The organism is Kribbella sp. NPDC104740 (genome assembly GCF_055583505.1).
The window spans coordinates 117,460-140,868 of record NZ_JBVJNV010000001.1 but is presented as its reverse complement, the minus strand read 5'-3'; the positions used below and the strand labels follow the sequence as shown (position 1 = coordinate 140,868).

The window sequence follows — 23,409 nt, the reverse complement described above, 5'->3', positions numbered from 1 at the left end:
GGCGGTCGGTCGACATCGATGTCGGCACTACCGCCTGACCCGATGCTGCCTGGGCGCGCGGCGCCGGAGCAACCAAGGTCCGGGCGGCGACCAGTGATCCATCGCGGTCATGTTAGCACCGCTGCGTAGTCGCCCGGACGGTCTGTGGAGCCGCCGGGGATCTTGTCAGAGTCTTTGCTTTTCGTTCACCAGATGCACGGTCAGCAGGGTGTGAACCGGCTCGAAACCGTAACGTGCCCAGGCCCTTTGCACCCCGGTGTTGTGACCCTGCGTGGAGATCACCAGCCGCCGCGCGGTGCTCGAGTCCTCGACCGCGGCGAGCAGGTGCGCGTACCGGCCACGACCCTGCTCGGCCGGTACGACGCCTGCGAGCTCGATCTCGGTCCAGGACGCCTGCTGGTCCACTGTCGCCAGTGCCAGCACGCGGCGGTCCGGACCCCGCAGTACGACGGCACCTTCGGCGGCGATGCTCCGCCGCGCCCACTCCTGGTAACCGGCCAGCGCCAGCGCCCGGTCGAACAGCGGGTTGGCGCAGTAGTGGTTCCCGTAGTCGCCGAAGATGTCCCCGACCAGGTCGTCCACCAGCTCGTCGTCGATCGCCGACTCCAGTCCGGCGGCGAAACCGGCCAGCGGCGCCGGGCGACGGCCCTTGCCGACCGGGAGCGACCAGTAGACGAGTGAGTCGGCCAGGATCGCCGTACGGCGCCCGGTGGCGAGTGCTGCGAACCAGGAGACCTCGCGGGCCGGGTAGCGCAGGACGACGACGTCGGCCGTGGACTTGTCGACCGCGGTCAGCACCTCCTCCAGCGGCGTACCGGCGGAGGCGGAGACCGAGACCCGGTCGACGGAGACGCCGAAGCGCTTCGACTCGTACTCCGAGGGGCTGCTGGTCAGCTCACCGGCCTCCAGCGCGTCGTACCAGCCCATCTCAGAGGGGGTAGGAGAGCAGCGCGTCGATCACTCGGGTCTGCTCCTCCTCGGTCAGCTGACTGAACAGCGGGAGCCGGACCAGCTGGCCGCTGATCCGGTCGGTGACCGCGCAGCCGCCCGGACCGACCCGGCCGTAGCGCTCGCCGGCCGGGGCCGAGTGCAGCGGGACGTAGTGGAACGGCGCGGTGATGTTGCGCTCGCGCAGGTGCGCGATCAGGCCCAGCTGGTGCTCGTGGGTCGGCATCAGCAGGTAGTACATGTGCGCCGGGTGCACGCACTCCTCCGGAACCGTCGGTACGCCGATGCCGTGCGCGGCGGTCCAGTCCGCCAGCTCCGCGTCGTACCGGTCCCAGATCGCGTAGCGCGGGGCCTGGATCTGGTCGAACCGCTCCAGCTGGGCGGTCAGGAACGCGGCCAGCGGGTCGGCCGGCAGGTAGCTGGAGCCGATGTCGACCCAGCGGTACTTGTCCACCTGGCCGCGGAAGAAGGCGCTCCGGTTGGTGCCCTTCTCGCGGATGATCTCGGCCCGGTGCAGCAGGTCGACGTCGTTGACGACCAGCGCGCCGCCCTCGCCGCAGTGCACGTTCTTGGTGCCGTGGAACGACTGCGTCGCCATCAGCCCGAGCGAGCCGAGCGGGCGGCCCTGGTAGGTGCCGCCGAGGCCGTGCGCGTTGTCCTCGATCACGACCAGGCCGTGCCGGGCGGCGATCGCGTTGATCTCGTCCATCGCGACCGCGACGCCGGCGTAGTGCACGACGACGATCGCCTTGGTCCGGTCGGTGACGGCCGCCTCGACCTGGGTCTCGTCCAGGTTCAGGGTGTCCGGGCGGACGTCGACGAAGACCGGTACGGCGCCGCGCAGCGCGTAGGCGTTGGCCGTCGAGACGAACGTGAACGAGGGCATGATCACCTCGTCGCCGGGGGCCAGGTCGAGCAGCAGCGCGGTCATCTCCAGCGCGTGCGTGCACGAGGTGGTCAGCAGGGACCCGAGCCCGCCGGTCAGCTTGGTGACCAGCTCCGTCGCGCGGGCCGTGAACGGCCCGTCGCCGACAACCGCGGCCGAGGAGAAGGCCTGGTTCACGTAGGCGAGCTCGTCGCCCACCAGGTAGGCCTTGGAGAAGGGGATCGGGTCGGGCATGGTGACGGAGCCTACCGCTGCTCTGGCTCGCTGGATTCGAGCGCCTCGGCGTACGTGTGGTGACCGGGATCTTCCAGGCTGTCGTAGCCGACCAGGAACTGCGGGCGCTTCTGGCTGGACTGGAACAAGCGGGCGACGTACTCGCCCAGCAGACCGAGGCAGAGCAGCTGGATCGCGCCGATCACCGCCACCGCCAGTACGGTCGAGGTCCAGCCGGGGATGCTCCGGCCGGAGACCTTGATGACCAGCGCGCCGACGACGAACGCGATGGACAGCAACCCGCCGAACAGACCGAGCCAGGTGGCCAGCCGCAGCGGCGCCGCGGAGAACGCCGTGACGCTGTCGAAGGCCAGCCCGAGCATCTTGCGCAGGTTGTACTTCGTGACACCGGCTGCCCGCTCGGCGCGGACGTAGCTGACCTCGGTGCTCGGGAAGCCCAGCCACGGGATCACCAGCCGGAACACCCGGCCGTCCTCCGGCAGCGCGTTCACCGCGTCCACCACGCGCCGCGAGACCAGCCGGAAGTCGCCGGCGTCGAACGGGATCTCCCGGCCGACCAGGCGGCACATCAGCCGGTAGTACATCCGGGCGGTGGTCCGCTTGGCCCAGGTGTCGCTGGAGCGGTCGGAGCGGACGCCGTACACGACGTCGACGTCCTGGTCGCGGGCAGCGGCCAGCAGCTCGGCGATCACCTCGGGCGGGTCCTGCAGGTCGGCGTCGATGCTCACCAGGTACTCACCGCGGGCCCGGCGGAAGCCGGCCGACAGGGCGGCCTGGTGCCCGGAGTTGCGGAGCAGCCGGACCAGGCGCAGCTGCGGCCAGGTCTTGACCGCTTCGATCAGCAGCGCGGCCGTGGCGTCCCGGCTGCCGTCGTCGACGACCACCACCTCGTAGCTGATCCCCAGCCCGTCCAGCAGCGGGCGCATCCGCTCGAAGAAGATCGGCAGCACCTCCTGCTCGTCGTACATCGGTACGACGACAGAGAGCACAGGTACGGCGGTCGGCATCGGCACCTCCTCCTGTGAGGCTAGCGGGCCGCTAATCTTCCTTCGTGCCAACGATGACGCTCGGAGCGCCCAGCTCGCTCGGTGCCTCGCCGCGTCAGGAGCCGAAGACGCTCCCGTGGCGCACTGTGCTGAGCGTCGTTCTGAAGCTGGCCGCCGGCGTCGCGCTGGCCTGGCTGCTGATCTGGCTGATGGCCGGGCACTCGACCGGCGACAGCATCGTCCGGCTGCTTCGCTTCTGGGTTCTGGGCATCACAGTGCCCGGGACCATCCTCTGGCGACTGGCCAGCCCGTTCCGGCACAACCTGATCGAGGACTTCGCCGCCGGGTCACTGGTCGGCGTCTCCGTGCTGCTGCTGGTCTACATGGCTGTCGCGCCGCTGGGGCTGCAGCAGTGGGCCTGGCTCTGGATCGTCCCGGTGTTCGTGGCAGCGGTCGCCGTACCGTCGTGGCGCAGGCGCTGCCTGAGCCGGGTGGAGCGACCGGTGCACCCGCTGACCGCCTGGCTGATCGCTGCGGCCTGTGCACTGCCGATCTACGCCACTGGTCGCTACCGGAACCTGGTCCCCGCCCCGTACGCCGACGCCCGCTCCAACTCGCCGGACATGGCCTTCCACCAGGCCCTGTCCGCCAGTGCGAAGTACGACTTCCCCCTGCAGGCGCCGTACCTGCAGGGCGAGAAGATGGACTACCACTACTTCTGGCACCAGTTCACCGCCGCCACTGCCTGGGCGACCGGCGTGGACCTGACCGACCTCGTCTACACGATCGGCTGGATCCCGCTGCTGCTCGCCGGGTGCGCGCTGATCTTCGCGCTCACCGACCGGATCGCTCCGGGCTCGCGCTGGGCCGGTCCGCTGGCGATCGCCGTCGCCGGCATCGGCGGCACGGTCAACGCCTACCCGAACGTGACGCTGCCGGCCGAGGGCCTGACCAACTACGTCTGGGGCTCGCCCACGCAGAACCTGGGCGGCGGGCTGATCGTGCTGATGGCCCTGCTCGGCGTCGACCTGCTCCGCGGCCGCAGCGGGCCGGGGACGTACGTGCTGTTCGTGCTGGTCGGAGTCGCGGCTTCGGGGTCGAAGGCGACCGTGCTGCCGCTGATCATCTGCGGGCTCGGGCTGGTGCTGTTCATCCGGATCTTCTACCGGCGCTTCGCGGTCGGCGCGCTGGTGCTGATCGGGGTGCTGAGCGCGGTCTTCCTGGCCGCGATCGTGGTCGTGTTCGGCAACCACTCCTCGGGCCTGGCGGTCCGGCCGTGGATCACCTTCGCCAAGATCGGCACCTACCCGCTGACCGCCAAGGAGGTCGGCTGGGGCGAGTACGACCACGGCGCGATGTGGACCAGCGGCGTCATCGTCTGCCTGTCGCTGCTGCTCGGCTCGGCCGGCCTGCTGGTCCTGGCCGGTACGACGGCCCGCTGGTTCCGCGACCCCGGGATGATCTTCCTGGTCGGCATCGCGATCGCGGGTTTCGGCGGGATGGTGCTGACCGACCAGCCGGGCACCAGCCAGATGTACTTCCACCGGACCGCCGTACCGGTGATCGCCGCGCTGGCCGCGGCCGGTGCCTGGATGCTGGTGTTCTGGTTCGCCGACCGGCGCTCCGGGATCGCCGTACTGGCGTCGGTGCTGGGCGGTGCTGGAGCGACCTATCTGGCTCGGGAGATCACTCGGGCGAACCCGGGTGACGGCAAGCCGTTCCGCCGTCCGGACGGAACGCTGGACGGTCTGGTCGCCCCCTGGCTGTGGACGCTGCTCTTCCTGCTGCTGGCGGCCGGACTGGTCACCGGGCTGTGGAAGCTGGCCAAGCGGCGCGGGCGGCCGAGCCGGATCGCGATGGCGTCGTTCGTGCTGGCCGGGATGGGCGCCGGACTGCTGCTGCCGGTGCAGACGATGCTGAACTACCGCGAGGTCACGCTGCAGCCGCTGACCGACAAGTACCCGCTGGGCCCGACACAGACCCAGACCGACGCCGCGCACTGGCTGCGCGACCACACCTCCCCCGGCGACCTGGTGGCGACCAACGCGCACTGCGCGATGAAGAACGCCTCCGGCTGCGACGTCCGGCACTTCTGGATCAGCGCACTGTCCGAGCGGCACGTGCTGGTCGAGGGCTGGGGCTACACCAACACCATCAACGACCTGGTCGCCGCGACCGGCAAGAGCCCGAACGGCCTGCCGTTCTGGGACGAGCAGAAGCTCGAGGACAACGACGTGGCCTTCACGTCGCCGACCCGGGACAACCTGCGGCTGCTGCGCACCAAGTACGGCGTCCGCTGGCTGTACGCCGACCCGACCCAGACCGCCGTCTCCCAGAACCTCAACACGCTGGCGACGCTGCGCTACGCGACACCGGACGCGCTGATCTACGAGCTTCCGTGACTCCTCGTCACCTACAGTGACCCGCATGGGGAGAGCCAGGCGGCGCGGGCCGCGGGACCACGGCACTGGCTCGGTAGCCGGGCTCGCTGCCGCCGTACCGGTGGTGCTGCTGACGCTGGTGATGATGGGCCGGTACGCGCCGCTGCTGGACGTGCTGAAGTTCACCGTCTTCGTGCTGCTCGGTGTCGGGCTGCCCGGCCTGGTGCTGTGGCGACTGATCGGCGCCTATCGCCGCAACCTGGTCGAGGACTGCGCAGCGGGCTTCGCAGTCGGTACGGCGGCCCAGCTGCTCGTCTACCTGGCCAGCTCGTCCGTCGGGCTGCAGCGCTGGTCCTGGGTGTGGGCTCCGATCGTGCTGGTCGTCGGCGTCCTGGACCGGGACGTCAGGGCTCGCGTCTGGCAGCACGTGGAGGCGCCGCTCGCGCCTCTGACCGCCTGGTTGCTGGCGGCTGGGACGTCGCTGGTGCTGCTGCTGATGTGGGTGAAGGGCCCGGGGCGCTACGCACCGGCGTACACGGATCCGAACGCGGCGTTCCCGGACATGGCGTTCCACCAGGCGCTGGCGGCGAGCGCTAAGCACGACGTACCGCTCGTCCCGCTGTGGGTCTTCGGCGAGCCGATGAAGTACCACACGTTCTTCCACCAGGTCGCTGCTGCGACCTCCTGGTCGACCGGGATCGACCTGACCAACGTGCTGTACGCGCTGCTCTGGGTGCCGCTGGCGCTGGCTGGGTGCGTGCTGGTGTTCACGCTGACGCAGCGGTTCCTGCTGAAGCCTGGTGAGGAGCCGCATCCCGGTGCTGTCTGGGCGGGGCCGTTCGCCGTACTGCTGGCTGGGGTGGGTGGCACGCTGCAGCCGCTGCACGACATCTCGCTCGGCAACATCTCGATGGCTTCCAGCCAGTACCTGAGCCCGACGCAGAACCTGGGCATGATGCTGGCGCTGCTGCTCGCCGTACTGGCTGTGGATCTGTTGCGGTCGAAGCCGGTACGCAGCCGGTGGGTGCTGTTCGTGCTGGTGGCGCTGGCCTCGTCCGGCGCGAAGGCGACGGTCCTGCCGCTGGCGGTCTGCGGTTTCGGGCTGGTCTTCCTGGCCCGCTTGGCGACCCGGCGCTCGACCGGGCGGGCTCTGGTCGGCGGACTAGTCGTGCTGGCGGTCCTCGTGGCCGCGACGATCGTGGTGTTCGGAGGCGAGTCGTCCGGCCTGCAGATCAAGCCGGCACAGCTCTTCATCCAACTGCAGCCGTACGCCGCCCTCCGGCACGGCACTGGTGTGGACCGGGCGGCTCAGCTGCTCAGCGCTCTGACGACCACGGCCGCGTGGGGTCTGGCCGTTGCTGGTGTGCTGTTCCTGCGCAGGTTCTGGCGGGACCCCGGAGTGGTGTTCCTGGCCGGTGCGGCGATCGGTGGCTTCGCTGCGAGCGTGCTGACCTCCCAGCCCGGTGTCAGCCAGGTCTACTTCTACCGCACCGGTTTTCCCTTCCTGGCGGTGCTTTCCTGCCTCGGCCTGGCCCGGCTCGCCGACAAGCTCGGCGACCGGCGCAGCGGCGTACTGGTTGCGACTGCTGCTGGTCTGGGGCTGCTCGGTGCCGGCCTGGCCAGAGTGGCGTCAGCTGATCTGTCCGGCGTGAAGGTGCCGTTCCTCCTGACCCTGCTGGCCTTGCTGGTCGTCGGACTGGTCGTCGCCATCGCCTGGTGGCTCGTACGCCGAGGCAGCATGATCACCGCAGCCCTGGCGGCACTGGTCGCCGCCTGCATGGCCGGCTCGACCTCACTGCCGCTGCTGACCCTCGTCTCCGACCAGGCCACGCTGGTCATCTACGGCAAGGTCGCCGGCAACGGGCCCACCAAACCCGAGGCCGACGCAGCCCGCTGGCTGCAACGCAACTCCGGCACCGACGACCTGATCGCCACCAACGCCCACTGCATCGTCCAGCGCGGCGACGTCTGCGACAGCCGCCACTTCTGGATCGCGGCGCTGTCCGAACGCCAGGTCCTCGTCGAAGGCTGGGCCTACACCAACCGCATCAACCGCATCGCCACCACCGACGGCGGCAACCCGACTCTGCTCCCGTTCTGGAACCAGGAACTCCTGGCCACCAACGACGCCGCCTTCTCCTCCCCCTCAGCCGCCGTCATCGAGCGCCTCCGCCGCTACGGCGTCCGCTGGCTCTACGCCGACCACCGCACCAGCCAGGTCTCCCCCGACCTCAACCAGTACGTCCGCCTCCGCCACGCCACCCTGGACGCGACGATCTACGAGATCAGGTGATCGGGCCGGTCACACTCCGCGTTCGGCGCGGCACTAGGGTGATCGCATGCAAACGTGGGCCGGACGGCTTCGATCCGGGGCTGTCACCAGGTCCCCCGCGCCCCTGGCCCCGGCGGCGCTGCTCGCAGTACTCGCTCTCGCGATGCTGCTGCGCTACTCGACGGTCAGCGAGGTCGGCCGCTTCACGGCCTTCGTCCTGCTCGGAGTAGCGCTCCCCGGCTTCGTGCTGTGGCGGCTGATCGGCAGCTACCGGCGCAACCTGGTCGAGGACTGCGCTGCCGGGTTCGCGATCGGTACGTCGGCGCAGATCATCGTCTACCTGCTCACCTCGCTCGTCGGCCTGCAGGCCTGGTCCTGGTTCTGGGCGCCGGCTGTGCTGCTCCTGGCGTTCCTGCACCCCGGCGTTCGCGCTCGGGTCTGGGTCCGGGTGGAGGAGCCACTCAAGCCGTTGCAGGCCTGGCTGCTCGCGGCGACCACCGCGGTGGTCCTGGTCGTGGTCTTCAGCAAGGGCCCCGGGCAGTTCCTGCCGGCGTACACCGATCCGCTCAAGGCCTATCCGGACCTGGCCTTCCAGCAGGCGCTGACGGCCAGCGCGAAGTACGACGTACCGATCGGGACGCTGTGGCTCGGCGGCGAGCCGATGCACTACCACTCGTTCTTCCACCAGTCGACGGCCGCGACCGCGTGGGCGACCCGGATCGATCTCACTGACCTGATCCACTCGCTCACCTGGCTGCCGCTGATGCTCGCCGGGTGCGGGCTGCTGTTCGCCCTCACGCAGCGCTTCCTGGGCAAGCCTTCTGAGGGCCGCGGGCCGGCCGGGACCACGTGGGTCGGGGCGCTCGCCGTACTGGTCGCCGGGCTCGGTGGAGCACTGCAGCCGCTCCCGGACCTTCCGCTGGGCGGGATCTCGACCGCGATCGCGGCGTACCTCAGTCCCACGCAGAACCTGGGCGTGATGATCGCGCTCGCCCTGTGCCTGGTGATCGTCGACGTGCTGCGCGGCGAAGGGCCGCGGACGCGGTGGGTGCTGCTGGTCGGGCTGCTGCTGGTCGCGGCCGGGGCCAAGTCGACGATCGTGCCGATGCTGGGCTGCGGCTTCGGGCTGGTTTTCGTGTACCTGTTGACCTTGCGACGATTCAGCCGGACGGCGCTGGTCGGCGGGGCGCTCTGCGTGGCCGTGTTCGTCGCGGCGCTGGTGGTGATCTTCGGCGGCGAGTCCTGGGGAACCGAGCTCAACCCGTTCCAGACCTTCGTCCAGCTGTCGCCGTACCCGTCGCTACGGCACGGGACCGGCATCGACCGGGCCGCGCAGGCGCTCACCGCCGCGGCGACCCTGCTGAGCTGGGCGCTCGCAGCGAGCGGGATCGTGTTCCTCGGCCGCAAGTGGCGGGACCCGGGAGTCGTCCTGCTGGTGGGCTTCTCGTTCGCCGGCCTCGCGGCCTCGCTGATGACCGCTCAGTCCGGTCTCAGCCAGATCTACTTCCTGCGCACGGCCTTCCCGGCGATCGCGGTGCTGGCCGTCGTCGGCCTCGCCCGCCTGACCGGCACGCTCGGCGACCGGCGGAGTGCGTACTTGGTCGGCGCCGGCGGCGTGCTCGGGCTCGTCGCTTGTGCGGTCGCCCGTTTCGGAGCCGACGGTCTTCGCGGGGTGAAGGGACCGTGGCTGTGGACGGCGGGAGCGCTGGTCGTGGTCGCGGTCCTGGCCGCCGTAGGGTGGCGGCTCCTCGGACGCCGCGGCGGGCTGCTGACCGCGGCTCTGGCGGCCGGATCAGCCGCGGCCATGGTCGGGGCGACGCTGGTCCCGCTCCAGGCCGTGTTCTCCGAGCACGCCACCAGCCTGACCTTCGCGCGCCCGGGCCGCGGCGGTGCGACAGCCGCTGAGGCCGGCGCCGCCCGCTGGCTGCGGCGGAACAGCGCGCCTGGCGACCTGATCGCGACCAACGCGCACTGCATCGTCCAGCGCCCCGGTGTGTGCGACAGCCGGCACTTCTGGATCGCCGCCCTGACCGAGCGGCCCGTCGTGGTCGAGGGTTGGTCGTACAGCAACCAGGCCAACAAGCTCTCCATCGAGACCGGGATCAACCCGAGCCTGCTGCCCTTCTGGGACCAGGAGCTGCTCAGGACGAACGACGCCGCCTTCACCGCGCCGTCCGCAGCCGCGCTGGAGGCGCTGCGCAGCCGTGGAGTCCGCTGGCTGTACGCCGACCGGCGCGCCGGGAAGGTGTCGCCCGCTCTCGGCGAGTACGCGCGCCTCCGGCACTCGACGAAGGACGCGACGATCTACGAGATCAGGTGAAACAGGGCGTCGGCGACGCGGACGCGGCCCTGGCCGTCGACCAGCTGGTAGCCGGCTGCGGCTAGGCGGGCTCGCTCGTTTGGGTCCTGCAGCAGTGGGCGGAGTACGGCGGCTGCTGCTGTGGGGTCTTGCTTGAGGTCTGAGAGGACGCCTACGCCGACTGCTGCACCCGTAGCTACTGTGCGTTCGTAGCCCATCACCTGGTTGTCGACGACGCAGACCAGACCAGCGGTGGCGCCCAGGCACAGGAGCTCCCAGGTGGAGGTGCCGGAGGCGCTGAGGACCAGGTCGGAGGCCACGACCGCCTTGGCCAGCTGGGACGTGGGGCCGATCACCTCGACGTGCTGGCCGTCCTGGAGGTCGACCGCGGCGATCGCCTCGGCCAGTTCGTCACCGGGAGCGATCACCAGCGCTTCGAACGGCGTACCGGTCGCTGCCAGGGCGCGTACGACGTGCGGCCCGGCTCCGAACGCGTCGGTGCCGCCGAAGAAGGCGAAGACCTTCGGGACCTGGCTGGTGCGGACCGTGGGGGGCTCGGACGGGCGCAGCTCGAGGATCTCGTTGCGGAGCAGCACGTAATCGAGCCCGGCCAAGCGGATGGCACCGGCGGGGAGCTCCGGGGAGTCCTGCTCGGAGCCGAGGTTCTGGTCGACCAGGATGTCGGCCACCGCACCGCCGTACCCGCCGTCGACGATCGCCAGCGTCGGCAGCCCCGACGCCCGGACCGCGGCGAACACGCCCGGGTCGAGGTCGTAGGAGTCCCAGATCACAGCATCGAGCCCCAGTCGCCCGTACAGGTCGAGGTGCTCCTCAGCCGTCCAGACCGCCGGCTCGACCGCGATCCCACGGCCCCGAATCTGCTCGTCGGCCCACGGCACCGTGTGGCTGTCACACACGAAAACCACCTCGGCCCCGCGCCCAACCAGCTCCTCGGCCAGCGCCAAGCTGCGCATCACATGCCCGATCCCCCGCTTGGGGCCTACGTCACACCTGACACCGATCCGCACCGTCACGCCCAGACCGTACCGGGTGAGCCGCGCCACGTGGGACTGCGGCGAACTTCTGGGGCTCAGGGGGCGTCTGTCCACAGGCGGGCGAACCGGTGATGCGGGCTTCCGACGGGGTGCCCGCTATCGTACGGAGTTGCTGCTAGGCAGGTATGCGCTCCGCGGCTGTCCGGAACTGTCCCCTCAGAAGGGTCCTACTCGACGTGTCCATCCTCACCGGCTCCGACATCCTCGTCACCGGAGGCACCGGCTCCTTCGGCAAGGCGTTCATCCGCTACGCGTTGGACAACCTGGACCCGCGCCGGATCATCATCTTCAGCCGCGACGAGCTGAAGCAGTGGGAGGTCCGCCAGCTGTTCGGCGACGACCCGCGGCTGCGGTTCTTCATCGGCGACATCCGCGACCGGCAGCGGCTGAACCGGGCCATGCACAAGGTCGACTACGTCGTGCACGCGGCCGCCCTGAAGCAGGTCGACACCGCGGAGTACAACCCGTGGGAGTTCGTCCAGACCAACGTGGTCGGCTCGCAGAACGTGATCGAGGCCTCCATCGACGCCGGCGTGAAGAAGGTCGTCGCGCTGTCCACCGACAAGGCGTCCAGCCCGATCAACCTGTACGGCGCGACCAAGCTGACCGCCGACAAGCTGTTCATCACCGGCAACCACTACGCCGCGGCGTACGAGACCCGCTTCTGCGTGGTCCGCTACGGCAACGTGATGGGCTCGCGCGGCTCGATCATCCCGAAGTTCCGGGCCCTGCACGAGGCCGGCCAGTCGCTGCCGATCACCGACCTGCGCTGCACCCGGTTCCTGATCACGCTGCCCGAGGCGGTCCAGTTCGTGGTCGACTCGTTCGAGCTGATGCAGGGCGGCGAGCTGTACGTGCCGCGGATCCCGTCGATGAAGATCACCGACCTGGCCCAGGCGATCGCGCCGGGCGCCAAGATGCACGACATGGGCCTGCGCCCGGGCGAGAAGCTGCACGAGGAGATGATCAGCCCGGAGGAAGGCCGCCGCGCGCTGGCGATCGGCGACCGCTACGTCCTGCAGCCGGACCTGGCCACGTGGGGCTACACCGCGCCGAGCGACGGCGTACCGGTCGCGGACGGTTTCCACTACACCTCGGACAACAACGACGAGTGGTACTCCATCGAGGAGATCACCAAGATCCTCGAGAGCGACGTCTGAGCCGATGCTGCCCTACGGACGCCAGTCGATCAGCGACGACGACATCGAGGCGGTCACCGCGATCCTGCGCGGTGACTGGCTGACCACCGGCCCCAGCGTCACCGCGTTCGAGAACGCGGTCGGCGAGCTGGCCGGCGGCCACCGCGCCGTCAGCTGCACCTCCGGCACCGCCGCTCTGCACATGGCGTACGCCGGGCTCGGCGTCGGCCCCGGCGACGAGGTCGTGACCACCCCGATGACGTTCGTGGCGACCGCGTCCTGCGCGGCGATCCTGGGCGCGAAGGTGGTGTTCGCCGACGTCGAGGAGGACACCGCGCTGCTCGACCCGGCCGCCGTCGAGGCGGTCGTCACCGACCGTACGAAGGTGATCGCGGCCGTCGACTACGCCGGTCACGCCGCCGACTACGACGCGCTGCAGCCGATCGCGGACCGGGTCGGCGCGAAGACGCTCGGCGACGCCGCGCACTCGGTCGGCGGCTTCTACAAGGGCCGCCCGGTCGGCGACCTGGCCGACGTCACCACGCTGTCGTTCTTCCCGACCAAGAACCTGACCACCGGTGAGGGCGGCGCGGTCGTCGCCAAGGACCCGGCGGTGGCCCAGCGGGTGCACGAGTTCCACCACATCGGCGTGGTCCGCGACCCGGAGCGGTTCGACCACACCGACGAGGGCTCCTGGTACTACGAGGTGCACGAGCACGGCCTCAACTACCGGCTGACCGACATCGCCTCCGCGCTCGGGCTGTCCCAGCTGAAGCGGCTGGACGCGTTCAAGAAGCGCCGCACCGAGATCACCGCGCGCTACAACGAGGCCCTCGCGGGTGTCGACGGCGTCCGGACCCCGACCCAGCGCGACCACGTCGACCCGGCCTGGCACCTGTACCCGGTCCGGATCCTCGGCGGCCGCCGCCGGGAGATCTTCGACGGCCTGCGCGCGGCCGGCATCCTGGTCCAGGTGAACTACATCCCGGTGCACTGGCAGCCGGTGTTCGCCGACGCGGGCTACCAGCGCGGCATGTGCCCGAACGCGGAGCAGTTCTACCGCGAGGAGATCTCGCTCCCGATGTTCCCGGACCTGACCGACGCGGACGTCGATCGCGTGATCGAGACGCTGACGAAACTGGTCTCCTGATCACTCATTTGGTGGAAAGTCAGAGAATTGACCACTGTGACATCTGACCAGTCCTCGGACGAGACCGCTGCGGCCCGCTCGGTGATGATCGCCGGCGAAATGCTGAACTGGTCCGACCTGCACCCGACCGACGGCCGCCCGGCGGTCGGCGGGCCGGTGCCGGCGGACCTGCTGGCGGCTGCCGTGCGGCCGACCGACACCGTGCTCGTCGCGGGCCCGCACTCGCTCGAGCTGCTCGAGCAGGTGGCCAAGACGGCGGCCTCGGTCGACGTCCTGGTCCGTTCGGCGCCCGACGCCGAGGAGATCGCCGAGGCGCTCGGCGTCCGGGTGTTCTGCGGCACCCTGGACCACTTCGGCCCCGAGCACGGCGAGCCGTCGTACGACGTGGTCGTGGCGCTCGCCGGGATGCCGTGGCTGATCGGCCCGGATACCCTGGTACTGCGGTGGGCGGACGGGCTCGCCGCGCTGAAATCCCGGCTCGCCCCGGGAGGACGGCTTCTGCTCGGTGCCGAGAACAGTTTCGGCATCGAGCGGATGATCCAGGCCGACCCGACCACCACGATCCCGCGCGACGAGGACTGGCCGGGCGACCTCCGCGGCGACGCCGCCGCGCCGACCGGGCTGAAGGCGGTGGTCGCGGCGCTGGAGGCGCCTGACGCGAGCGCCGGCGGGGCTGCTGAGCTGCGGGTCGCGCGGACCTACGCGGTCTACCCGACGGTGGCTGAGGCGTCCGTGGGACTGAGCGCGGTCGACGGACCGCTGGCAGCTGCCGTGGTCGCCCGGGCTGTCGCCGGCCGGTTCACCGGGCCGACGCTGACCGATCCGTACCGGACGACTCAGGAGGCACTCGCCGCCGGGCTGGGCGTCGAGCTGGCGCCCGCCTGGTTCTTCGTGCTCGACGCGGCCGTGCCAGAGGCGAGTTCGACTCAGCAGCAGGCGCTCCCCGAGCAGCTCCCGGCGGGCGTAGTCCCCAGTGGCGCAGGGATCCTGCTGGAGGAGGAGCTGCTCACCGCGCTCCGCCTCGACGACCAGGCCGCGCTGCGCCGCATCGTCCCGGCGTACGTCGACTGGCTACGCGCCCAGGACGCGGCGACCGTCGCCGTCGCCTCCGCCGACAACGTGATCACCGACGGTACGTCGTACCGGCTGTTCGGCACCGGCCCCGCGGTCGAGGGCACCGGGGACGCGCTGATCGTGGCGCAGCTCGGCCGGTTCGTCCGGCGCTCGCTGGAAGCGGGCTCCCGGCAACCATGGGCGGCCGGCAGCGCCCCGCGCGACCTGACCACGCGGCTGGCCTCGATGACCGGGCTGACGGTCACCGACGAGCTCTGGGCCGCGGTTGCTGACAGCAACGAGATGATCCGGCCGCAGGGCAGCGCCGAGCAGCTGGCGACGATCGCCCGGCTCAGCCAGGAGCTCGCCGACGCGAGCGCGCAGGCGACCTGGTTCGAGCAGCAGCTGAGCGGGATCCGCCGCTCCAAGCCGTACCGGGTCGGTCAGGCGGTGCTGAACCCGGCCCGCGTGGTCGTCAAGCGGGTCCGCCGCGTGGTGCGCTGATGCACCACGCCAACCACTTCTACGGCCACGCGCACATCATGGCCGCGTACGCCGGCCTCCCGGCCGGTGACCCGCCGCGGATCTGGGGCTACCTCCAGCACGGCTGGAACATCCTGGACGGGTTCGCGTACAACACCGCGTTCGTGCCCGGGATGCCGAAGTTCGTCTGGTCCGACACGGTCCGCCGCCGCGGCTGGTCGATGGGCCTGCGCGACTACTCGGTGATCGGGTCGGCCTGGCTCTACCTGCTCGAGCTGCACCCCGAGCTGGCCGCTCCGGCGCCCGATGCCGCGGGCACCATCTTCTACCCGTTCCACGGCTGGGAAGGCCAGAACGTGCTCGGCGACCACGCCGAGATCGTTGCCTCGATCAACGAGCACGAGACCGGGCCGATCACCGTCTGCCTGTACTGGAACGAGTTCGGCAACGAGGCGATCCGGCAGGTCTACACCGACGCCGGGTTCCGGGTGATCACGCACGGCTACCGGGGCCTGAACTGGCGCAAGACCGACCCCGACTTCCTGCTCAAGCAGCTCAAGGAGCTGCGCAAGCACACGCGGGTCGCCAGCAACCGGCTCAGCTCTGCCGTGCTGTACGGTGCTTCGATCGGGCTGCAACCGGGCGTGTACGGCGATCCGATGCTGCTGGAGAACGAACACCCCTCGTTCGGCGGCCAGGCCCGGATCCGGCGCCTGTGGCCGGAGCTGAACCAGCCGTACGTGCCGCTCGACCTGGCCAGGGCGTTCACCGACGCCGAGCTGGGCGTCGAGCACCTGGCCGGACCGGCCGAGATCCGGGACCTGTTCCGCTGGAACGAGCTCCCGATGGTGGAAAACCCCAGAACTGCGAAGGTGTTGTCATGAAGATCGGGATCATCACCCAGGCCCGCGCCACCAGCACGCGGCTGCCGGCCAAGGTGCTGCTGACCGCCGGTGGCCGGACGTTCCTCCAGCACCACCTGGACCGGCTGGCGGCGACCGGGCTGCCGGTCATCGTGGCCACCACCACGAACTCCGACGACGAGCCGATCGTCGAGCAGACCACGGCGTACGGGTTCCCGGTCTTCCGGGGCAGCGAGCTGGACGTGCTGGCCCGGTTCGCGGGCGCGATCCGCGAGCACGAGCTGGACGCGGTCGTCCGGGTCACCTCGGACTGCCCGCTGATCGACCCGGCGGTGGTCAGCGAGGGCGTCGACGCCTACCGCGACGCGCACGACGAGAACCTGTACGTCTCGAACTGCCTGGAGCGGACCTTCCCGCGCGGCATGGACTACGAGATCTTCTCCGCGTCCCGGCTGCTGCAGGCCGACGCCGACGCGACGCTGCAGGCCGACCGCGAGCACGTCACGTCGTACCTGCACCAGAACCGGACCGGCGACATGCACCTGCTGAACATCCCGTGGGACGGCGGCGACGGTTCGCAGTACCGGCTGACGCTGGACACGCCCGACGACCGGCGGCTGCTCACCACGCTGATCGAGGAGTTCGACGCGGCCGACCTGAACTGCGCCGACCTGGTCGCGATCATGGGCAAGCACCCCGAGCTGCACGCGCTGAACGAGCACATCGAGCAGAAGAAACTCGGAGAGTAGCTCACCTGCGGCGGCAGGAATTGCGGACACGCCCTACCGCGCGCCCTGACGTCACCGGCCGCTGCTACGGCATGATTTACGGTGATGACCACCGACGACCCAGGACCTGAGCGCGCCCGCTCCTTCGGCGGCGTCGCGGCCGCGTACGCCGCGGGCCGGCCGACGTTCCCCGCCGAGGCGCTGGCGTGGATCCTCGGGCCGGGGCGCCGGCAGGTGCTCGACCTGGGCGCCGGGACCGGGAAGCTGAGCGCGGTCGCGGCCGGTCTCGGCCACGACGTGGTCGCGGTCGACCCGTCGGAGGAGATGCTCGCGGTCTGCCGTCAGGTGCCGCGGGTGGACACGATGGTCGGCGCGGCCGAGTCGATCCCGCTCGCGCACGGCTCGGTCGACGCGGTGATCGTCGGCCAGGCGTTCCACTGGTTCGACCACGCCCGGGCGCTGCCCGAGATCGCCCGCGTACTGCGGCCGAACGGCGTCCTGGGGCTGCTCTGGAACCACTACGACACGGTCGTCCCGTGGGTCCGCCGGCTGGACCGCGCGATCCTGGGCGAGGACTTCCTGGCCGGGGCCGACCAGTTCGACCCGATGCCGGTGCTGCTGCAGTCGGACCTGTTCGGCCCGGTGGAGACCGGCCGGTTCCGGCACTGGCACGACCTGGACCGGACCGGCCTGCGCCAGCTCGCCCTGTCGCACTCACGCGTCGCCGTACTGACCGAGTCGCGGCGGGAGTCGGTGCTGGAGCAGATCGACGGCATCTACGACGGCACCGCCCGGCCCCCGGAGCCGCTGCGGATGCCGTACTTCACGAACTGCTACCGGACCTGGCCGAGCGACCTGGCCAACTACCAGCGCGGCCTGGACCAGCCCGGCCTCTGACGCCCTGGGCAACTTTTTGGTCGCGGTGGGTCACAAACGCCGTCGTGAGGACTACCGTGCATCTGTTCGTTCCCGACTGAGGGGTGCAGATGGAAGACGACGCAGTGCGCGAGCGGGACGCCCGCGCGTACGAAGCGGTGCACGAGGCGGCCGACTTCACCGAGCTGAAACGCCGCTACAAGAACTTCGTGGTGCCCTGGACGATCGCGTTCATGGTCTGGTACCTGGCCTACGTGGCCTGCAACAACTGGGCCCGGGACTTCATGAGTACGCGGGTGGTGGGCCACATCAACGTGGCGCTGGTCTTCGGCCTGCTGCAGTTCGTCTCCACCTTCGTGATCGCGTTCCTGTACGGGCGCTTCGCGAACCGTAAGCTCGACCCGCTGGCCAGCGGCCTGAACGCCAAGTACAAGAGGGAGCGCCGCCGGTGAGCACTCTGTTGATCCCCCTCGCCGACGCCGAGCCCGGCAACCAGGCGCTGACCATCTCGCTGTTCACCGCGGTCGTCGCCGTGACGCTGTACATCACCTGGTGGGCGTCGCGGCAGAACAAGACCACCGCCGACTACTACGCCGGCGGCCGTTCGTTCAGCGGCTCCCAGAACGGTCTCGCGGTGGCCGGCGACTACATGTCGGCGGCGTCGTTCCTCGGCATCTCCGGCCAGATCGCCCTCTACGGGTACGACGGCTTCCTGTACTCGATCGGCTTCCTGGTCGCCTGGCTGGTCGCGCTGCTGCTGGTCGCCGAGCTGCTGCGCAACTCGGGCCGCTTCACGATGGCCGACCAGTTGGCGTTCCGGATGAAGCAGCGTCCGGTCCGGACCGCGGCCGCGTCGTCCACGATCGTGGTCTCGATCTTCTACCTGCTGGCCCAGATGGTCGGCGCGGGCTCGCTGGTCGGGCTGCTGCTCGGTGTGAAGAGCGAGGGCCTCAAGGCCGGCGTGATCGTGCTGGTCGGCGCGCTGATGATCGTCTACGTGACGATCGGCGGCATGAAGGGCACCACCTGGGTGCAGATCGTCAAGGCCGTGCTGCTGATGACCGGCACGCTGCTGATCACCTTCCTGGTGCTGCTGAAGTTCGACTTCAACCCGTCCAAGCTGCTCGGCGCGGCCGCGGCCAACTCGGGCAAGGGCGAGGCGTTCCTGCAGCCCGGTCTGCTGTACGGCAAGGACCTGGTCGGCCAGATCGACTTCCTCTCCCTCGGCCTGGCCCTCGTCCTCGGTACGGCGGGCCTGCCGCACATCCTGATCCGCTTCTACACGGTCCCTGACTCCAAGTCCGCGCGCCGGTCGGTGCAGTGGGCGATCGGCCTGATCGGCGCCTTCTACCTGATGACGCTGGCCCTCGGGTTCGGCGCGGCGGCGCTGCTGAACACGGGCAAGGACAGCGCGGTCGCGGCCTCCAAGGGCAACACCGCCTCGGTGCTGCTGGCCGAGGTGGTCGGCGGTGGCGCCGACTCGATCGGCGGCGCGATCCTGCTCGCGCTGATCGCGGCGGTGGCGTTCGCGACCATCCTCGCGGTGGTCGCCGGACTGACCCTGACCTCGGCGTCGTCGTTCGCGCACGACCTGTACGTGAACGTGATCGCCAAGGGCAAAGTGACCGAGCGCAACGAGATCCGGGTCGCCCGGTTCGCCGCGATCGGGATCGGCGCGGTCGCGATCGGGCTGGCGATCCCGGCCCAGAAGCTGAACATCGCGTTCCTGGTCGCGCTGGCCTTCGCCGTCGCGGCCTCGGCGAACCTGCCGGCGCTGCTGTTCAACCTGTTCTGGAAGCGGTTCAACACCTCCGGGGCGGTCTGGAGCATCTACGGCGGCCTGATCTCGGCCGTCGTGCTGGTGATCTTCTCGCCGGTCGTCTCGGGCTCGCCGACCTCGATGATCACCGGCGCGGACTTCTCCTGGTTCCCGCTGTCCAACCCGGGCATCGTCTCGATCCCGCTGGGCTTCATGCTCGGCGTGGTCGGCACCTTCGTCGGCAAGGACCGCTCCAGCGAGGGCCGCTACAGCGAGCTGTCGGTCCGCGCGCTCACCGGCGCGGGCGCGGAAGGTGCTGCCAAGCACTGACCCCGTAGCCGCCGCAGTACCCCCTCGAGGGCGTCGCTCCATCCGGAGCGGCGCCCTCGAGCCGTTGACGCTGCAGTAATCCTGCCGTAACAATAAGCCAGCGCTGCGCAAGAAGTTCATCGTTTTGAGCAATTTCTTGATACTCCTCTGTGCCTTTACCACCCGCCCACCGGAGAGGCCCGCATGAGAACCAGAACCGCGCCCTGGCGCTTGCTCGCCACCGCGCTGGCCGGCAGCCTGCTGCTCGCCGCCCCCACCTTCACGCCCGCCGGCCCGACGCTCGCCGGCAGCACCGCGTCGGCCGCCGTACTGGCCGGACCGAACCTGGCCGCCGGGAAGTCCGCCTCGGCCAGTACCAGCACCCAGAACTACGCCGCGGGGAACGTGACCGACGGCAACCAGAGCAGCTACTGGGAGAGCGTCAACAACGCCTTCCCGCAGTGGGTCCAGGTCGACCTGGGCTCCTCGGTCAGCACCAACCAGGTCGTGCTCAAGCTGCCCAGCTCCGGTTGGGGCTCGCGCAACCAGACGCTCGCCGTCCAGGGCAGCACCGACGGCAACAACTTCACCGACCTGTCCGCGTCGGCCTCCCGCGCGTTCACCGCGCCCGGCAACACCGTGACCATCGACTACGGCGCGGCGACCGTCCGGTACGTGCGGATCCGGATCACCGCGAACACCGGCTGGCCCGCCGGTCAGCTGTCCGAGCTGGAGGTCTACGGACCGGCCACCGGTGACACCCAGGCTCCCACCGCCCCGGGCAACCTGTCGTTCACCGAGCCCGGTACCGGCCAGATCCGGCTCACCTGGACCGCGTCGACCGACAACGTCGGCGTCACCGGGTACGACGTGTACGCCAACGGCCAGCTCCGGACCAGCCTCGGCGGCGGCGTCACGACGTACACCGACACCCAGCCGGCCAGCACCGCGGTGTCCTACTTCGTCCGCGCGAAGGATGCCGCAGGCAACCAGTCGCCGAACAGCAACAGCGTCACCCGCGGCGGCAGCACCGGCCCGGGCAGCAACCTGGCGCTGCGCAAGCCGATCACCGCCTCGGGCTTCGTGCACACCTTCGTCGCGACGAACGCGAACGACGACAACGTCACGACGTACTGGGAAGGCAACGGCAACCCGGCCACGCTGACCACCCAGCTCGGCTCGAACGCCGACCTCAGTTCCGTCGTCGTCCGGCTCAACCCGGACAGCGCGTGGGGCAACCGGACGCAGACGTTCTCGATCCTCGGGCGCGAGCAGAGCGCCGCGGGGTTCACGACGATCGCGGCGTCGGCGGCGTACAACTTCAGCCCGGCGTCGGGCAACACGGTGACGATCCCGGTCAGTGCGCAGGTCGCCGACGTGCGGCTCAACTTCACCGGGAACACGGGGGCGCCGAGCGGTCAGGTGGCCGAGCTTCAGGTGATGGGGGTGCCTGCTCCGAATCCTGACCTGACGCTGTCCAACGTGGCGTGGAGCCCCAGTGCGCCGGTCGAGACCGACGCGATCACCGTCCGGGCGACCGTCAACAACACGGGATCTGCTGCTGCCGGCGCTTCCGCGGTGAACTTCTACCTCGGCGAGACGCGCGTCGGTACGGCGACCGTCGGCGCTGTCGCCGCCGGGGGCTCGACGACGGTCACCGCGTCGATCGGGACCCGGGACGCGGGCAGCTACCCGCTGAGCGCGAAGGTCGACGAGGCCAACGCGGTCATCGAGCAGAACGAGGCGAACAACTCCGCCAGCAGCTCGTCACCGCTCGTGGTGACACCGGTGGCCAGCTCCGACCTGGTGGCGGGGGCGGTCACGTGGACGCCCGGCAACCCGTCCGCGGGAACGAACGTCGCGTTCTCCGTTGCCATCCGCAACCAAGGCTCGATCGCGTCGGCCTCCGGGGCGCACGGGATCACGCTGACGCTGCTGAACGGCAGCACCGTCGTACGGACGTTCACGGGGTCGTACTCCGGTGCGATCGCTGCCGGTGCGACGGCTCCGGCTGTTGCGCTGGGGAGCTGGCCGGCGGCGAACGGGCGGTACTCCGTCCGCGTCGTACTGGCCGACGACGCCAACGAGCTGCCGGTGAAGCGCGCCAACAACACGTCCGAGCGACCGTTCTTCGTGGGTCGTGGGGCGAACATGCCGTACGACCACCTGGAGGCCGAGGACGCGGCTGTCGGCGGTGGCGCGACGGTGGTCGGCCCGAACCGGACCATCGGTGACCTCGCCGGAGAGGCGTCCGGCCGGAAGGCCGTCACGCTGAACTCGAACGGCGCGTTCGTCGAGTTCACCACCCGGGCCAGCACCAACACCCTGGTGACCAGATTCTCCATCCCGGACGCGGCCGGCGGTGGCGGCATCAACTCGACCGTCAACGTGTACGTCAACGGCGCGTTCCACAAGGCGCTGCCGCTGACCTCGAAGTACGCCTGGCTGTACGGCGCGGAGGCCAGCCCGGGCAACTCGCCGGGCGGCGACCCCCGCCACATCTACGACGAGGCGAACCTGATGCTCGACGGGACCTTCCCGGCGGGCACGAAGATCAAGCTCCAGAAGGACGCCGCGAACACCACGAACTACGCGATCGACTTCGTCGACACCGAGCAGGTGGCGCCGGTCGCGAACCCGGGCTCGACGTACGCGGTGCCCGCCGGCTTCGGTCACCAGGACGTGCAGAACGCCCTCGACCGGGTCCGGATGGACACCACCGGCACCCTCGTCGGCGTCTACCTGCCGCCGGGTGACTACCAGACGTCGAGCAAGTTCCAGGTGTACGGCAAGGCCGTCAAGGTGCTCGGCGCCGGGCCCTGGTACACGAGGTTCCGGGCGCCGACGACGCAGGACAACACCGACGTCGGGTTCCGCGCGGAGGCCTCGGCCAACGGGTCGTCGTTCACCGGCTTCGCCTACTTCGGCAACTACACGTCCCGGATCGACGGTCCCGGCAAGGTGTTCGACTTCTCGTCCACCGCGAACATGACCATCGACAACATCTGGGTCGAGCACATGGTCTGCCTGTACTGGGGGGCCAACACCGACAACTCCACGATCAAGAACTCGCGGATCCGCAACATGTTTGCCGACGGCATCAACATGACCAACGGCTCGGCCGGCAACACCGTCAGCAACAACGACGCCCGCGCGACCGGGGACGACAGCTTCGCGCTGTTCAACGCCACCGACTCCGGCGGTGGTGAGGTCCGCGACAACGTCTTCGAGAACCTCTCGTCGACACTCACCTGGCGAGCCGCCGGCTTCGCCGTCTACGGAGGCACCAACAACGTCTTCCGCAACCTGTACGTCGCCGACACGCTGGTCTACTCCGGCATCACGATCAGCTCGCTCGACTTCGGCATCCCGATGAACGGCTTCGGCGCGACGCCGGCCACCCGTTTCGAGAACATCTCGGTGGTCCGCGCCGGCGGCCACTTCTGGGGCAACCAGACCTTCCCCGGCATCTGGATCTTCTCCGCCTCGAAGATCTACCAGGGCATCCGCCTGACCGATGTCGACATCGTCGACCCGACGTACAGCGGCATCATGTTCCAGACCAACTACGTCGGCTCCCAGCCCCAGTTCCCGATCGCCGACACGATCCTGACCAACGTCTCGATCTCCGGCGCCCGCAAGTCCGGCGACGCCTTCGACGCCAAGTCCGGCTTCGGCCTCTGGGCCAACGAACTCCCCGAACCCGGCCAGGGCCCGCCCGTCGGCGGCGTCACCTTCAACAACCTCACCCTCACCAACAACGCCGTCGACATCCGCAACACGACCAGCACGTTCACGATCACTCGCAACTAGCCCCCTCCAAGAGAACGGCCGCCGACCGAGCTGGTCGGCGGCCGTTCGCCGATCTGCCCCGGACTGCCCCACGATGCCCCGGTGTCGCGCCGCATGCAGCCGCCTCGCCCATGCCACCGTCATCCCTTGCCACCTCATAGGGCGGGGAAATGCCGGTACACGTGTTCGTCGACGA

Annotated in this window: 16 protein-coding genes; 12 read left to right on the top strand and 4 right to left on the bottom strand. The window is 69.9% G+C overall.

What is annotated here, in order from left to right; all coding sequences use genetic code 11:
- Positions 1–165 precede the first annotated feature (165 nt).
- The 3 genes from ACZ6Z4_RS00680 to ACZ6Z4_RS00670 are packed head-to-tail and all read right to left on the bottom strand — an operon-like array spanning position 166 to position 3,075.
- Positions 166–927 carry an N-acetyltransferase gene (locus ACZ6Z4_RS00680; RefSeq protein WP_363675817.1) on the bottom strand — a complete coding sequence of 254 codons (762 nt, stop codon included), beginning with the start codon at positions 925–927 and terminating at the stop codon, positions 166–168.
- A gap of 1 nt (position 928) precedes the next feature.
- On the bottom strand, positions 929–2,068 hold the full coding sequence (gene rffA / locus ACZ6Z4_RS00675) for a dTDP-4-amino-4,6-dideoxygalactose transaminase (RefSeq protein ID WP_465556685.1): 1,140 nt from the start codon (positions 2,066–2,068) through the stop codon (positions 929–931).
- Positions 2,069–2,079: 11 nt separating this feature from the next.
- Entirely contained in the window at positions 2,080–3,075 is a 996-nt protein-coding gene (locus ACZ6Z4_RS00670; RefSeq protein WP_465556683.1) for a glycosyltransferase family 2 protein, read from the bottom strand.
- A 53-nt stretch (positions 3,076–3,128) separates the two neighbouring features.
- On the opposite strand from ACZ6Z4_RS00670, the gene ACZ6Z4_RS00665 reads away from it, so the two are divergent.
- The 3 genes from ACZ6Z4_RS00665 (at position 3,129) to ACZ6Z4_RS00655 (ending at position 10,027) form a co-directional block, all read left to right on the top strand.
- Complete coding sequence (locus ACZ6Z4_RS00665; RefSeq protein WP_465560556.1) at positions 3,129–5,456, top strand: hypothetical protein; 2,328 nt, start codon at positions 3,129–3,131, stop codon at positions 5,454–5,456.
- Between the two features lie 25 nt (positions 5,457–5,481).
- Positions 5,482–7,728, top strand: coding sequence for a hypothetical protein (locus ACZ6Z4_RS00660; RefSeq protein WP_465556681.1), 2,247 nt, complete (start codon positions 5,482–5,484; stop codon positions 7,726–7,728).
- Positions 7,729–7,870: 142 nt separating this feature from the next.
- On the top strand, positions 7,871–10,027 hold the full coding sequence (locus ACZ6Z4_RS00655) for a hypothetical protein (protein ID WP_465556679.1): 2,157 nt from the start codon (positions 7,871–7,873) through the stop codon (positions 10,025–10,027).
- Here the strand turns inward: ACZ6Z4_RS00655 and ACZ6Z4_RS00650 are convergent.
- On the bottom strand, positions 10,012–11,040 hold the full coding sequence (locus ACZ6Z4_RS00650; protein ID WP_465556677.1) for a PseG/SpsG family protein: 1,029 nt from the start codon (positions 11,038–11,040) through the stop codon (positions 10,012–10,014). The genes ACZ6Z4_RS00655 and ACZ6Z4_RS00650 overlap by 16 nt on opposite strands.
- A gap of 197 nt (positions 11,041–11,237) precedes the next feature.
- Here ACZ6Z4_RS00650 and pseB point away from each other — a divergent pair, with 197 nt between their 5' ends.
- The 9 genes from pseB to ACZ6Z4_RS00605 all read left to right on the top strand — a co-directional run bounded on the left by pseB (position 11,238) and on the right by ACZ6Z4_RS00605 (position 23,234).
- A complete protein-coding gene (pseB, locus tag ACZ6Z4_RS00645; RefSeq protein ID WP_363675803.1) occupies positions 11,238–12,221 on the top strand; it encodes a UDP-N-acetylglucosamine 4,6-dehydratase (inverting) in 984 nt (327 codons plus the stop codon).
- A 4-nt stretch (positions 12,222–12,225) separates the two neighbouring features.
- Positions 12,226–13,350, top strand: coding sequence for a UDP-4-amino-4,6-dideoxy-N-acetyl-beta-L-altrosamine transaminase (gene pseC, locus ACZ6Z4_RS00640; RefSeq protein WP_465556675.1), 1,125 nt, complete (start codon positions 12,226–12,228; stop codon positions 13,348–13,350).
- Between the two features lie 36 nt (positions 13,351–13,386).
- Positions 13,387–14,907: a hypothetical protein gene (locus ACZ6Z4_RS00635; protein ID WP_465556673.1), complete on the top strand. Its 1,521-nt coding sequence runs from the start codon at positions 13,387–13,389 to the stop codon at positions 14,905–14,907.
- On the top strand, positions 14,907–15,770 hold the full coding sequence (locus ACZ6Z4_RS00630; protein WP_465556671.1) for a hypothetical protein: 864 nt from the start codon (positions 14,907–14,909) through the stop codon (positions 15,768–15,770). The genes ACZ6Z4_RS00635 and ACZ6Z4_RS00630 overlap by 1 nt, the downstream gene beginning before the upstream one ends.
- Positions 15,767–16,498: a cytidylyltransferase domain-containing protein gene (locus tag ACZ6Z4_RS00625; protein ID WP_465556669.1), complete on the top strand. Its 732-nt coding sequence runs from the start codon at positions 15,767–15,769 to the stop codon at positions 16,496–16,498. The genes ACZ6Z4_RS00630 and ACZ6Z4_RS00625 overlap by 4 nt, the downstream gene beginning before the upstream one ends.
- A gap of 84 nt (positions 16,499–16,582) precedes the next feature.
- Entirely contained in the window at positions 16,583–17,374 is a 792-nt protein-coding gene (locus ACZ6Z4_RS00620; protein ID WP_363675793.1) for a class I SAM-dependent methyltransferase, read from the top strand.
- An 89-nt stretch (positions 17,375–17,463) separates the two neighbouring features.
- Positions 17,464–17,805 carry a DUF485 domain-containing protein gene (locus ACZ6Z4_RS00615; RefSeq protein WP_363675791.1) on the top strand — a complete coding sequence of 114 codons (342 nt, stop codon included), beginning with the start codon at positions 17,464–17,466 and terminating at the stop codon, positions 17,803–17,805.
- A complete protein-coding gene (locus tag ACZ6Z4_RS00610; protein ID WP_465556666.1) occupies positions 17,802–19,442 on the top strand; it encodes a solute symporter family protein in 1,641 nt (546 codons plus the stop codon). Before ACZ6Z4_RS00615 ends, ACZ6Z4_RS00610 begins: the two co-directional genes overlap by 4 nt.
- A 183-nt stretch (positions 19,443–19,625) precedes the next feature.
- A complete protein-coding gene (locus ACZ6Z4_RS00605; RefSeq protein WP_465556664.1) occupies positions 19,626–23,234 on the top strand; it encodes a discoidin domain-containing protein in 3,609 nt (1,202 codons plus the stop codon).
- The last annotated feature ends 175 nt before the right edge of the window (positions 23,235–23,409 follow it).

What these genes read in the sequence shown, in the direction of transcription:
- ACZ6Z4_RS00615 (WP_363675791.1), top strand. Translation starts at nt 17,464, where the DNA reads ATGGAAGACGACGCAGTGCGCGAGCGGGACGCCCGCGCGTACGAAGCG.
- ACZ6Z4_RS00620 (WP_363675793.1), top strand. Translation starts at nt 16,583, where the DNA reads ATGACCACCGACGACCCAGGACCTGAGCGCGCCCGCTCCTTCGGCGGC.
- ACZ6Z4_RS00680 (WP_363675817.1), bottom strand. Translation starts at nt 927, where the DNA reads ATGGGCTGGTACGACGCGCTGGAGGCCGGTGAGCTGACCAGCAGCCCC.
- ACZ6Z4_RS00670 (WP_465556683.1), bottom strand. Translation starts at nt 3,075, where the DNA reads ATGCCGACCGCCGTACCTGTGCTCTCTGTCGTCGTACCGATGTACGAC.
- ACZ6Z4_RS00605 (WP_465556664.1), top strand. Translation starts at nt 19,626, where the DNA reads ATGAGAACCAGAACCGCGCCCTGGCGCTTGCTCGCCACCGCGCTGGCC.
- ACZ6Z4_RS00630 (WP_465556671.1), top strand. Translation starts at nt 14,907, where the DNA reads ATGCACCACGCCAACCACTTCTACGGCCACGCGCACATCATGGCCGCG.
- ACZ6Z4_RS00660 (WP_465556681.1), top strand. Translation starts at nt 5,482, where the DNA reads ATGGGGAGAGCCAGGCGGCGCGGGCCGCGGGACCACGGCACTGGCTCG.
- pseC (WP_465556675.1), top strand. Translation starts at nt 12,226, where the DNA reads ATGCTGCCCTACGGACGCCAGTCGATCAGCGACGACGACATCGAGGCG.
- ACZ6Z4_RS00665 (WP_465560556.1), top strand. Translation starts at nt 3,129, where the DNA reads ATGACGCTCGGAGCGCCCAGCTCGCTCGGTGCCTCGCCGCGTCAGGAG.
- rffA (WP_465556685.1), bottom strand. Translation starts at nt 2,068, where the DNA reads ATGCCCGACCCGATCCCCTTCTCCAAGGCCTACCTGGTGGGCGACGAG.
- ACZ6Z4_RS00625 (WP_465556669.1), top strand. Translation starts at nt 15,767, where the DNA reads ATGAAGATCGGGATCATCACCCAGGCCCGCGCCACCAGCACGCGGCTG.
- ACZ6Z4_RS00655 (WP_465556679.1), top strand. Translation starts at nt 7,871, where the DNA reads ATGCTGCTGCGCTACTCGACGGTCAGCGAGGTCGGCCGCTTCACGGCC.